Source organism: Pseudoalteromonas sp. SG41-1, assembly GCF_014164575.1.
In the GTDB taxonomy this organism is placed as follows: Bacteria; Pseudomonadota; Gammaproteobacteria; order Enterobacterales; family Alteromonadaceae; genus Pseudoalteromonas; species Pseudoalteromonas rhizosphaerae.
The window spans coordinates 1-10,943 of the sequence record NZ_JACJFL010000077.1; the positions used below are offsets into that span (position 1 = coordinate 1).

At 42.1% G+C, this 10,943-nt stretch carries 11 protein-coding genes, 7 tRNA genes and 1 pseudogene; 13 read left to right on the top strand and 6 right to left on the bottom strand.

Features of this window, described 5'->3' with window-relative positions; translation table 11 throughout:
• Positions 1-127: 127 nt before the first annotated feature.
• Both H5203_RS21750 and H5203_RS21755 read right to left on the bottom strand, forming a co-directional pair.
• Positions 128-379 (bottom strand): annotated as a pseudogene (locus H5203_RS21750) (DUF3301 domain-containing protein); the annotation flags it as partial.
• Complete coding sequence (locus H5203_RS21755) at positions 380-1,408, bottom strand: DUF3549 family protein (protein WP_145241667.1); 1,029 nt, start codon at positions 1,406-1,408, stop codon at positions 380-382. It abuts the pseudogene before it with no gap.
• Between the two features lie 104 nt (positions 1,409-1,512).
• Here H5203_RS21755 and H5203_RS21760 point away from each other — a divergent pair, with 104 nt between their 5' ends.
• Genes H5203_RS21760 through H5203_RS21770 form a run of 3 tightly spaced genes read left to right on the top strand, consistent with a single transcriptional unit; the run spans position 1,513 to position 3,039 of the window.
• Positions 1,513-1,833 (top strand): YqcC family protein, encoded by a 321-nt coding sequence (locus H5203_RS21760; protein WP_145241639.1) that lies wholly within the window; start codon positions 1,513-1,515, stop codon positions 1,831-1,833.
• A complete protein-coding gene (gene truC / locus H5203_RS21765) occupies positions 1,826-2,590 on the top strand; it encodes a tRNA pseudouridine(65) synthase TruC (protein ID WP_145241641.1) in 765 nt (254 codons plus the stop codon). The genes H5203_RS21760 and truC overlap by 8 nt, the downstream gene beginning before the upstream one ends.
• Positions 2,590-3,039 carry a flavodoxin gene (locus H5203_RS21770; protein WP_182820310.1) on the top strand — a complete coding sequence of 150 codons (450 nt, stop codon included), beginning with the start codon at positions 2,590-2,592 and terminating at the stop codon, positions 3,037-3,039. Before truC ends, H5203_RS21770 begins: the two co-directional genes overlap by 1 nt.
• A gap of 50 nt (positions 3,040-3,089) precedes the next feature.
• Here H5203_RS21770 and H5203_RS21775 read toward each other — a convergent pair whose 3' ends face one another.
• Both H5203_RS21775 and gloB read right to left on the bottom strand, forming a co-directional pair.
• Positions 3,090-4,676: a LysM peptidoglycan-binding domain-containing protein gene (locus H5203_RS21775; RefSeq protein ID WP_145241645.1), complete on the bottom strand. Its 1,587-nt coding sequence runs from the start codon at positions 4,674-4,676 to the stop codon at positions 3,090-3,092.
• A 157-nt stretch (positions 4,677-4,833) separates the two neighbouring features.
• On the bottom strand, positions 4,834-5,619 hold the full coding sequence (gloB, locus tag H5203_RS21780) for a hydroxyacylglutathione hydrolase (protein WP_182820311.1): 786 nt from the start codon (positions 5,617-5,619) through the stop codon (positions 4,834-4,836).
• Between the two features lie 52 nt (positions 5,620-5,671).
• Here gloB and H5203_RS21785 point away from each other — a divergent pair, with 52 nt between their 5' ends.
• Positions 5,672-6,430 (top strand): class I SAM-dependent methyltransferase, encoded by a 759-nt coding sequence (locus tag H5203_RS21785; RefSeq protein WP_145241649.1) that lies wholly within the window; start codon positions 5,672-5,674, stop codon positions 6,428-6,430.
• On the opposite strand, the gene H5203_RS21790 is transcribed toward H5203_RS21785, so the two are convergent.
• Together H5203_RS21790 and rnhA are read right to left on the bottom strand one after the other, a co-directional pair.
• Complete coding sequence (locus tag H5203_RS21790; RefSeq protein WP_145241651.1) at positions 6,401-7,264, bottom strand: MBL fold metallo-hydrolase; 864 nt, start codon at positions 7,262-7,264, stop codon at positions 6,401-6,403. The genes H5203_RS21785 and H5203_RS21790 overlap by 30 nt on opposite strands.
• 85 nt (positions 7,265-7,349) lie before the next feature.
• Positions 7,350-7,817: a ribonuclease HI gene (gene rnhA, locus H5203_RS21795; RefSeq protein ID WP_145241653.1), complete on the bottom strand. Its 468-nt coding sequence runs from the start codon at positions 7,815-7,817 to the stop codon at positions 7,350-7,352.
• Between the two features lie 68 nt (positions 7,818-7,885).
• Between rnhA and dnaQ the strand changes: the two genes are divergently transcribed.
• From dnaQ to H5203_RS21840, 9 genes are all read left to right on the top strand, one after another.
• Positions 7,886-8,599, top strand: coding sequence for a DNA polymerase III subunit epsilon (gene dnaQ / locus H5203_RS21800; RefSeq protein ID WP_145241655.1), 714 nt, complete (start codon positions 7,886-7,888; stop codon positions 8,597-8,599).
• An 8-nt stretch (positions 8,600-8,607) separates the two neighbouring features.
• On the top strand, positions 8,608-9,984 hold the full coding sequence (locus H5203_RS21805) for a TIGR03503 family protein (RefSeq protein WP_145241657.1): 1,377 nt from the start codon (positions 8,608-8,610) through the stop codon (positions 9,982-9,984).
• 98 nt (positions 9,985-10,082) lie between these two features.
• A tRNA-Asp gene (locus H5203_RS21810) sits at positions 10,083-10,159 on the top strand.
• A gap of 27 nt (positions 10,160-10,186) precedes the next feature.
• Positions 10,187-10,263 (top strand) — tRNA-Asp (locus tag H5203_RS21815).
• A gap of 41 nt (positions 10,264-10,304) precedes the next feature.
• Positions 10,305-10,381, top strand: a tRNA-Asp gene (locus H5203_RS21820).
• Between the two features lie 31 nt (positions 10,382-10,412).
• Positions 10,413-10,489, top strand: a tRNA-Asp gene (locus H5203_RS21825).
• 38 nt (positions 10,490-10,527) lie between these two features.
• Positions 10,528-10,604, top strand: a tRNA-Asp gene (locus H5203_RS21830).
• Positions 10,605-10,641: 37 nt separating this feature from the next.
• Positions 10,642-10,718: transfer RNA gene (locus H5203_RS21835), tRNA-Asp, on the top strand.
• Positions 10,719-10,772: 54 nt separating this feature from the next.
• Positions 10,773-10,849 (top strand) — tRNA-Asp (locus H5203_RS21840).
• Positions 10,850-10,943: the final 94 nt, after the last annotated feature.

Sequence of the window (10,943 nt, forward strand, 5' to 3'; positions counted from 1 at the left end):
ATGGTTTTGCCTCTATTGTTGGTGGCAAAACATTGGATGATAATACAACTCGATACGGGTACGACAACGACATTTCATTTAAAAATGAAAGCGTTTTTGCTTTACAATTATCGGCTGATTTACAACCCATAAATAACACCCCTTGATAAACGCTTTCACCATCACTGGAAAATTCAAAAATAAACTCGCTTTTGATACCAGGTTTGCCGCTTTTTAGAAGGCCAAAGCGGCGTTTAGTGCAGGCGACACTCATTAATTGCACTTGTAACTGGTCGCTTTGACGTTTTGCGTGTGCGTTGGCAGCTTCAGCAACTTTACGATTAAGCCAAAAAAGATAAATCACACCACCAATGATAATGAATGTCCATAAACTTGCCATTTACGAGAATAACCTTCCAATTGCTCGCGCGAGGGTTTCGCTGCGATTTTCTTTGCGAAGTAAACCTAATAGGTGTGGTCGAATACTCGGTATTGCAACTAAGTCAGCAAAAATACTTGGGAAAAGCTCTTCAATTTGCTGATGGTGGGCGCAATTGTCCATAAAAATATGTAACCGCTCGGGATCAGTGAGCAAGTTAAAACAACGTCCTGCAATGGTCAGTAAAACATCCGATTCTGTGGCGATTTCTGAATCTAAAAGAGTATCCACTAATTGTACCGTAAGTGTTTGCGCTTGTGCTTTTGACATTGCACGTAGGGCACAACACAGTGCTAAGGTATCTTTTTGCGCAATGGCTTGCTGGGCGTAGCTTAACAACTGTTGACTAAATACCGGCGGTATTTCAACGTGTTCAAGCATTGCGCTGAGCGGTTGTAACACTTCAGCTGGCAGTTGCTCCCAGGCTTGTTGTAATGACGCTAGATTTTTATCGCTATCTAAGCGTAATGCAAAATCAGCAATCCCCTGTACTGCAACACTTTGCCAATTATCAAACCCTAGTTTGCCACTAAAATACAGTTGGGTGTACTCATAATATTGTGAGGCAGGTTGTTTTAATAACACTTTTAACTGTGCATTAAATGCAGCTAGTTTATTTGCGTTAGGTGTAAACACATATGGGTTATTATCAAGCTTCCCGTCGGCTTGCTCGCCGGTCAAATCATTGCCAAGTGCTTCTATCACCATATTGGCAAAGTGATCGCGACTGGCGCATACCAGTTTGCTTTGCTCATCAACTGGAAACTTTAAAAACCACACGTAGGGCTCGCTACTGGCTTTGCTATCCCAAAACTGAATAGCTAACCATGCATGGCCTGCGAGCGGGAAAGGATAGGGGATCTGTGCTTGCTCAATGGCTAAAAATTGCTTTTTATCTAGCTTGGTAATATGTCTGCCAATATCAAAAGCGCGCCAATTTGTACCTGCGCCATCAAGTAATTGCCCTAAGGTTGCGATCTGCTCGGTCATAATGATCCACTGATTTTTTACTGCAAAATTCGTTAAATTATACGCCATAGCAGGCCATGTGGGAACAGGGTATAATCAAGCAATGATAATCAACAAGGGTGGTTATGTACCAACAGACCCAAACTTACTTAACGCAACTCGAAGACTTATTAAAACAGCATCAACTTTGGCAAAATACTCCAATTGATCCGCAAGCGTTAAACTCAACAGTGCCATTTTGTCACGATACTATGGCGTTTGAGCAGTGGTTACAATTTGTATTTATTGAAAAAATGCAAATGTTAGTTGCTAAACAGCAGCCGTTACCGAGTAATTTTGCAATTGCACCGATGGCTGAGTTAATGCTTACTGAAAAGGATGGAGGCGATGCCATCATCGCGTTACTCACAGAGTTTGATAATGTACTAGGAAGCAGCCATGAGTGAACGCCCTGAGCCAATTGAATTTGCTGAGCTTGAAATTTTATACCGTGATGAAAACTATATCGCAATTAATAAGCCTTCTGGTTTATTAGTACACAGATCATTTTTAGATAAACATGAAACACAATTTGCGATGCAGATGCTGCGCGATCAAATTGGCCAGCATGTGTTCCCTGTGCATCGTTTAGATAGGCCTACATCGGGCGTCTTACTGTTTGCATTGAGCTCTGAAGCTGCACGGGACATTAATCAGTTATTTATTGATAATCAAATCTCTAAACGCTATCTCGCGTTAGTGCGTGGTTTTGCGCCGGAGTCGGTGTTTTTAGATAAGCCACTAAAAGAACAGCTGGATAAAATTGCGGATAAGTTTGCTGATCAAAATAAAGCCCCACAAGAGGCACAAACTCTGTTTAACTGCTTGCAGCAAGCAACGTTACCGATACCAATTGATAAATACCCAACAGTGCGCTATTCGCTGGTGGAGTGCTTTCCTAAAACTGGTCGTAAGCATCAAATCCGCCGTCACTTAAAACATTTATCACTGCCTATAATTGGTGATGTTAATCATGGTGATAATCAGCATAACCAATTTTTTAGAGAGCATTTTGCATTACGTCGATTAATGTTATTTGCAACTGAGCTTAATTTTGTGCACCCTTATACTCAACAACAGATCAATATTAAAGCGCCGCTAGGTGAAGAAATGCTCACTATTTGTCAACAGCTTGGCTGGCCACATCAAGAGAGGGATTATTAATGGCAACTATTAGCATATTTGTAGGCAGTGTATATGGCGGTGCCGAGCGTTTAAGTGACGAAGTTATTGACGCAATAGAACAAGCAGGGCACAGCGTAAATTTAGTCGATCAACCAACCATTGCAGATATTCAGCAAGCCACACATATTTTAGTTATCACTTCAACTACCGGGCAAGGTGATATTCCTGACAACCTTGCTGGTTTTTTTAACGAGTTGAATAGCACTTTTCCTATTTTAACTGCTAAGCCATACGGTATTATCGCTATGGGCGACCGAAGTTATGGTGATACGTTTTGTGGTGCAGGGCGAAGTTTTGATGAGTTATTTCGTGACTTACAAGCACAACCTATCGGCCATCGTTTAGAAATTGATGCCTGTGAAGATTTTGAACCTTGGCCAGTAACTCAGCCATGGCTCCAAGAGTGGTTAGCTAAGTTACCTCATTAGACAATAAAAAAGAGCGAAAACGCTCTTTTTTATTGTCTGTATTATTTCGCTTAGGTGCTTTTTACGTCCACTTTAAGCTTTAACTTTTGCCCTGGTTGTAAGTACTTTTGTCCTGCTAAGTTATTCCATTTGATAATATCGTTTACTGTTAAGTTAAACTTAGCTGCGATGCGAGCCAGAGAGTCACCACGGCGAACTTTATAGGTGATTGTCCGCTCGGTACTGACTAACGCCGCCTTAGGGGTCTTAGGGCTCTGATAAACCGTTAACTTTTGGCCTAAACGTAATACACTATTCTTTTTAAGTTTATTCCAGCTAGCGAGTTCATTAATGGTTACATCGTACTCTCGGCTTATATCCCATAAAGTGTCGCCACTTTTAACCGTATGAGACAGTTTCTTTTGACTATTGTTATTCACCGCCATACGCATTTGTTTTGGTAGGTGTTCGCTATTAATTGCACCGTCACTTAACGGCACTAATAATTGCTGACCAATACGAATGGTATTTGACTTTAGTTTATTGAGTGATTTGATAGCGCTGGTGCTGGTGGCAAACTTCTTCGCAATTACCGATAAGCTGTCACCGCTTGCGACAATATACTGTTGCCAACGCAGACGATCTTTCATCGCTGTTTTAGCTAATAACTGTTGAAACTGCTCAATTTTGTCTGTTGGTAATAATAAAAAGTGAGGACCATTTGGATCCGTTGCCCAGCGATTAAAGCCAGGATTTAAACGATACAATTCAGTCAGGCTAATGTCAGCCATATCCGCAGCAAGTGCTAAATCAATTTGTGAACCTATATCAACGGCTTCAACAACTTGTGCATTGATAATCGGGTTCCACTTTACCCCAAAGTCATCTTGGCGTTTTAGTAAATCTGATAATGCTAATAGCTTTGGCACATAGGCGGTGGTTTCACTTGGTAAATCAAGAGACCAAAAATCAGTAGGCAAGTGCTTTTTACGGTTCTTTTTTATGGCGCGTAATAAACGCCCTTCACCTGAGTTATAGGCCGCAATGGCGTTGAGCCAATCACCCTCTAAGGTTTTATGTAAATAAGATAGATAATCAAGCGCCGCACGGGTTGATTGTACAATGTCACGACGACCGTCGTACCACCAGTTTTGCTTTAAATCAAAACGCTCACCAGTTTGTGGCATAAATTGCCAAATACCCGATGCACTTCGGTATGAGTAGCCAAACGGGTCAAAGGCACTTTCAACAATAGGCAGTAATGCTATTTCAATTGGCATATCACGCTTTTCAACTTCTTCTACAATAAAATGCAGATAAGGTTCCGCGCGTTTTGAGATGCGATCTAGATAAGCTTGATGTTTAGCATAATAATTACGCTCAGTGACAACTGGGCGATTTTGCGGCACTTCAATTGATAATTGGTAACGAATTCGCTCCCACACATCATCAAAAACGGGTGGTGCATCATCCAAGTCGTTAACTTGTTGGTATTGTGCATTGATCATCAATGCTTCACTGATATCGTGTGGGCTGGCGCCATTAAGTTGTGGCTGCTCTGCTTGATTGACGATAGCGTCATCAGATTGTGTTGATGTCAAGGTTTGACAACCACTTAGCACTAAAGCCAAGGCTAAAACGAGGGGGGATTTATTCATAAATACCAATACATCAGGTAAAAAACTCGGCGAATACTACCCGTTATGAGTCGGTATTACCACTTTATGACCGTTTAAAATATGCAACAATGCCGCTGTTTACCAGCTAACTAAATAATCTGCTTAGATTTATTAACTACAGAGCAGGTTTATTATATTAAAAATGATCTTTCCAGGTTCTCAGACCTGCGAAGTTTTGCCAAGGTTCAGTTTTTTGTGCTGAGTTTTTTCTGAGTCCTTTAAATTGTGCAGGCAATAGCGTGGTAATGCTTGGCAGCTCGCTACGCATAAACGGGTTTATTTTTAACTCTTGCCCTAAAGTACTCGGCAAAGTGATTAAGTCGTTGTTACGTTGCTCGTCAACCCAGTGTGAATAGTTGAGCAAGTCTTGATTATCCGGTTCAACGGCTAATGCAAATGCTAAGTTAGCTTGGGTGTATTCGTGAGTACAATAAATTTTACAATCATGCGGTAGCGCTTTTAGTTTGTTAAATGAGTGGTACATTTGCTCTGCTGTTCCTTCAAATAAGCGTCCGCAACTACCACTGAATAATGTATCGCCAGTAAAAGCGAGAGCAGGGTGGGTATAGCAAATATGATCTAAGGTATGTCCAGGTGTTGTTATGATGGAAAATTCTGTCCCAAGTACGGTTATCTTATCCGCGTCCATTAATGGTTTTGTGATCCCTTTAAATGGACTATTGTGTGGGCCATATACATCAATGCCCACAAATTTTTCACACAAAGCGGCTACGCCATCAGTATGATCATAATGATGATGGGTAACTAAAATACCCGCTAAGGTCAAACCAGCTTGGTTTAAATAAGTTAACACTGGTTCAGCTTGACCTGGGTCAACTACCCATGCTTGCGAACTTGTAGGATCGCTAAGGCACCAAATGTAATTATCAGAAAAGGCTTTAATTGCTTTGACTTGCACCATGTGACATTGCTCTATAAAGTGACGATATCAAACAGTATAACGAGCTCAGCGTATGAAACCAGCCCTTAGTTTTCAAGAAGGACCCAAACCACTGTCGTGGCAAGAGTTTCCTCATGGTGACTATTTACGTAGTGATATAGAACGTAAAATGGCCAAGTGGTTACCGCGAATGTTTGGCTATCACATGTTAAAACTCGGTAATCTCAGTGGCGAACTTAATACCAGTAAAAGTACCATTAAACACCAAGTCTGCGTAGCAGAGTCAGGACCATTTACAGGTGTTGTTGCCGATATAGATGAACTCCCTTTTTACGAGCACAGTGTTGATGCCTGTATATTAAGTCATTGCTTAGAGTATCACACCGATCCGCATCATATATTACGTGAAGCACACCGCACCTTAATACCAGGTGGCTATATGGTGATCACCGGGTTTAACCCATTTAGTTTATGTGGACTTGCGCAGTTGTTGCCCTTTAGCGGTCAAAAGTTGCCATGGACGGGACGCTTTTTCACTCCCGCACGGGTAAAAGATTGGCTTAACCTATTAGGTTTTGAAATAGTCAGTGATGAACGTTTTATTTATTCGTCATTAGCACGAGGCAACCGTTTATCGCGGTTTGCGCCATGGCGACGTTTTACCAAGCAATATCTAAAACCCATGGGAAGTGTGTATATGTTGGTCGCTCGTAAACGAGTTGCGCCTTTGACACCCATAAAGCCTAAATGGCACGCTCGTCCACAGTTTGCTCCAGTAAAAGGAGCTGGTTTACGGCAAACCTCAAAGCAACACTGTGAGCGGAAGCGTTAAATAACGCTGACTGTTTTGCTGTGCTTTTGGTAATTGGCCTGCGCGAATATTCATTTGTATTGCTGGGTGCAATAATTTAGGTGCACTGAGTGTTGCATCACGGGCGCTACGGGTTGTTATGTAATCTTGCTCAGAGGCTTGTAGATGAATATTACTGGTGCGCTGCTCGAGTACCGATGTTTTATTGGCAAGTGGGCGATCACCCGGCTGATAGTCGTGGCACATCCATAAAATAGTTTCATCGGGCAGGGCTAAAATACGTTGCAGTGACTGATAAAGCGTTTTGGCACTGCCACCTGGGAAATCACAGCGTGCAGTGCCGCTATCGGGCATAAAAAATGTGTCACCAACAAACAAGTTGCCTTCAATTAAATAACACACACTGTCTGGAGTATGGCCTGGAGTCGCTAATACAGTAACCTTGTGTGCGCCCAGTGCAAAATGCTCGTTATCAGTAAATAGCTGTTCAAATGGGCTGCCATCACATGGCATATTAATATTATACAGGCGGCTAAAATGTTCTTGCACTTGTATTATTTTTTTACCCGTTGCTAACTTGCAAGGATGATATGTCGCAAGTTGCTGCTTTATATAACTGGCGGCAGTAATGTGATCTGCATGGGCGTGGCTTTCTAAAACCCACTCAAGAATAAGTTGGTTATCGTTTATATGGGCAATGATCTCGTCGGCGGTTTGAAAACTTAACGTACAGCTAGCAGCATCAAAGTCAGCAGGGGCATCGATCAACATGGCAGATTTAGTGGTTTGGCAAGACACTAAATAAGTAAAGGTAGCACTTTGCTGATGAAAAAAAGACTCGATCGAGATAGCCATTTAACAACTCCATTATTTAATATATCCAAATCTTATATCATATAACTAAGTTGTTAAATGGTTTATGATGAATTACCTACTAATATTATTCAGGGTTGTAACCTTCATCGACTAATAAATCTTTACTGCCAGCGGCATCTCGCGCCAAATCATCAACAATTTCATTGTATTTATTGCCGCTATGACCTTTTACCCACTTCCAAGTCACATTATGACGGGCGCAGGCTGCATCAAGACGCTGCCATAAATCGACATTTTTAACTGGTTTTTTAGCAGCTGTTTTCCAGCCTCGCTTCTTCCAGTTAGCAAGCCATGATTCAATACCTTGTTTCACGTATTGGCTGTCGGTGGTGAGATTTATCTCACACGGGCGGTTTAAACTCTCAAGAGCAACAATTGCTGCGAGCATTTCCATTCGATTATTGGTGGTGAGGGTATAGCCTTGGCTTAATTTTTTTTCGTGGTCATTATAAAACATAAAAATACCATAACCGCCGGGGCCCGGATTACCTAAACATGAGCCATCGGTGTAAATCTCTACGGTTTTTTGCACTGTTTTCCCTTGATCTTATGTACAATAAAGTGATTATAGAAAGATACCAGAGTCAGGCTAAATTCGATATGGCACGTAGACAAATAGTTTTAGATACAGAAACCACCGGCATCGACCCTAAACAAGGGCATCGTATTATTGAAATTGGCTGTGTGGAATTAGTGAATCGTCGTTTAACCGGCAATAACTTTCACGTTTATATCAACCCACAGCGCAAAAGTGACGAAGAAGCCATTGATGTTCATGGTATCACTAATGAGTTTTTACGTGATAAACCGTTATTCCATCAAATAGCTCAAGAGTTTCTCGACTATATTAGAGGGGCGGAGCTGGTAATTCATAATGCGCCGTTCGATGTCGGTCATATGGATAATGAATTTGCGTTGCTCAATCAAGGTTATCAAAAAACCCATGATTACTGCCAAGTTCTCGACACCCTCAAAATGGCGCGTGACTTGCATCCAGGACAGAAGAATAACTTAGATGCGTTATGCCGGCGTTATGATGTAGATAACGCTAAGCGTACCTTACACGGCGCACTACTGGATTCTGAGATCTTAGCTGACGTTTATTTAGCGATGACGGGGGGGCAGGTAAAGCTCAATCTTAATCAAAATAAAAATCAAGGCAGTGAGCAACAACAAAAAGAACTGCGTCGTTTAGATTCAAACCGTCCACCGCTGGTGGTCTTACAAGCCAATAATGATGAGCAACTCGCTCACGAAGAGCGATTAAATATAGTCAACGAAGCCGGTGGTCAATGTATATGGCGCGCCGAATAAGGCAAAACATGAGAAGCATAATGTTAGTTGTGTGTTTGGTTATGATGTTACCAAACACCAGCAGTGCAACAAATGAAGATAAAATAACCTTACTGCAGCGCGATGGGCGGCAAAATGAAATTCCTTTACTGGAAAATCGTTTTCGTATTGATTATAAAGTTGACGAAATCACCTTATTATTTTTTCGCAAGCCCGGTGCACCAGCAGTGGTATTGGTAAAACCCGATGGCAGTAAATATTATGCAACCTCGGCGAGAAAAGATGACAACCTACAATGGTTTGATGAGCTAAGTTATGATCTGATTACTATTAAGCAGCCAATGCCTGGGCCTTGGCAGGTCGTTGGTAGTATTTTGCCGAAAAGCCGGATTGTGGTGTTAGGAGAAGTAGAATTACAAGCCGAACCATTACCCCCATTACTGTTTCGTGGCGAAACAGTTAAAATTACAGGGCAAATACTAAATGATGGTGAGCCGATTCAAGTGGGCTTGTTTCGGGATGTGGTCAGTTTAAATGTTGACTTTATTAGCACCAATAACAGTGACTTTGCAAACTTTGGCGCTGGCACTCAGAATGTTGCTGAATTTAAAGACGATGGCCGTGGTTTCGATGAGCGCCCTAAAGATGGTATTTTTACCGGTGAATTTAAATTAGTTTTCCCAGCCGGACAATGGCGACCAGAGCTATATATTGAAACCCCATTATTAAAGCGCACCGTCGTGCAAGATCTTATCGAAGTTAAAGAACCCCCCTTTAGTTATGAAATCGCCTTAGCCGAAGATGACCTGCAAGAACATCAATTAACCATTACCCTCGATAACCAAATAGTGCAACCAGATACGGTATTGATCCAAGGTAAAATTTATTACCCCAATAATGAAGAGCAAATGTTTACGCTTGATGCTAAAAACAGTTTGACCCGTCAGCTGACGATTAAAAATTATGATTGGGGGCGATACAGTATTGAACTGTCTGTTTTTGGTACTAATGTTAATGGGCGCGAATTTATGGCGACTTTACCGACCTATAAATTTGAAATAGAACGACCAATAGAAGTGGTGCCTGAATTACCAGAACCAATTATTACCCCAGCACAGCAACAAGAAATAGAAAGAGTTGCTAAGGAAGCCGAATCAATGGCAACAATTACATTTATTAGTTTAATTGTTGGCGGGAATTTACTGGTTTTGCTGTTGGGTTGGTTAGCAATTCGTGTATTTGTGCAGAAAAAATCAATCATGCCGAAAATCAACTTACCATTTATGAAGAAAAAAACAGCAGTTGAAAATGAGCCGCAAAGTAATGAAAAAAAAGAACTCGACAAAAATGGTTCAAAAAGTGATAGATCCGGTGAAATTTTAAACCTTTCGATGTCAGATGACTAAAAAACCTGTAAAAAAACAAAAAAGCCCTTGACGAAGTAGGGGTTGGTTCGTATTATTCACGCCGCTGTCAGGGGAGACTCAGACAGCAACGAAAATATGGAGTGGTAGTTCAGTTGGTTAGAATACCGGCCTGTCACGCCGGGGGTCGCGGGTTCGAGTCCCGTCCACTCCGCCAATTTTCGACAATTTGTAAGTAGACGCTGGAGTGGTAGTTCAGTTGGTTAGAATACCGGCCTGTCACGCCGGGGGTCGCGGGTTCGAGTCCCGTCCACTCCGCCAACACTTACACAACATATGGTTGTAAAACATATTCTTATTATGGAGTGGTAGTTCAGTTGGTTAGAATACCGGCCTGTCACGCCGGGGGTCGCGGGTTCGAGTCCCGTCCACTCCGCCAATAAGAAAAAATAACAGTTTAAATATGCGCTGGAGTGGTAGTTCAGTTGGTTAGAATACCGGCCTGTCACGCCGGGGGTCGCGGGTTCGAGTCCCGTCCACTCCGCCAACTATTTAAACAATGTTATATTACAAAATTTGTATGCTGGAGTGGTAGTTCAGTTGGTTAGAATACCGGCCTGTCACGCCGGGGGTCGCGGGTTCGAGTCCCGTCCACTCCGCCAACAAATTAAGTAATAACAAGTATAATGATATCTCTGCGGAGTGGTAGTTCAGTTGGTTAGAATACCGGCCTGTCACGCCGGGGGTCGCGGGTTCGAGTCCCGTCCACTCCGCCACTTGATATCAGTAATAAAATTAGTAAGTGCATTACCCCATGCACATACCACTGCGGAGTGGTAGTTCAGTTGGTTAGAATACCGGCCTGTCACGCCGGGGGTCGCGGGTTCGAGTCCCGTCCACTCCGCCACTTGTTATTTCCTCAATAATAAGTTTATAAAGTCCTTGTATACCTATTGCAATAAAACATACTTTGGCTATCAGCTATCAGCTATCAGCTATCA

Excerpts from the sequence above, each read along its gene's own strand:
- truC (WP_145241641.1), top strand. The coding sequence starts at position 1,826 with ATGAGTGAACGCCCTGAGCCAATTGAATTTGCTGAGCTTGAAATTTTA.
- H5203_RS21760 (WP_145241639.1), top strand. The coding sequence starts at position 1,513 with ATGTACCAACAGACCCAAACTTACTTAACGCAACTCGAAGACTTATTA.
- H5203_RS21785 (WP_145241649.1), top strand. The coding sequence starts at position 5,672 with ATGAAACCAGCCCTTAGTTTTCAAGAAGGACCCAAACCACTGTCGTGG.
- H5203_RS21770 (WP_182820310.1), top strand. The coding sequence starts at position 2,590 with ATGGCAACTATTAGCATATTTGTAGGCAGTGTATATGGCGGTGCCGAG.
- H5203_RS21790 (WP_145241651.1), bottom strand. The coding sequence starts at position 7,264 with ATGGCTATCTCGATCGAGTCTTTTTTTCATCAGCAAAGTGCTACCTTT.
- H5203_RS21775 (WP_145241645.1), bottom strand. The coding sequence starts at position 4,676 with ATGAATAAATCCCCCCTCGTTTTAGCCTTGGCTTTAGTGCTAAGTGGT.
- dnaQ (WP_145241655.1), top strand. The coding sequence starts at position 7,886 with ATGGCACGTAGACAAATAGTTTTAGATACAGAAACCACCGGCATCGAC.
- H5203_RS21755 (WP_145241667.1), bottom strand. The coding sequence starts at position 1,408 with ATGACCGAGCAGATCGCAACCTTAGGGCAATTACTTGATGGCGCAGGT.
- gloB (WP_182820311.1), bottom strand. The coding sequence starts at position 5,619 with ATGGTGCAAGTCAAAGCAATTAAAGCCTTTTCTGATAATTACATTTGG.
- H5203_RS21805 (WP_145241657.1), top strand. The coding sequence starts at position 8,608 with ATGAGAAGCATAATGTTAGTTGTGTGTTTGGTTATGATGTTACCAAAC.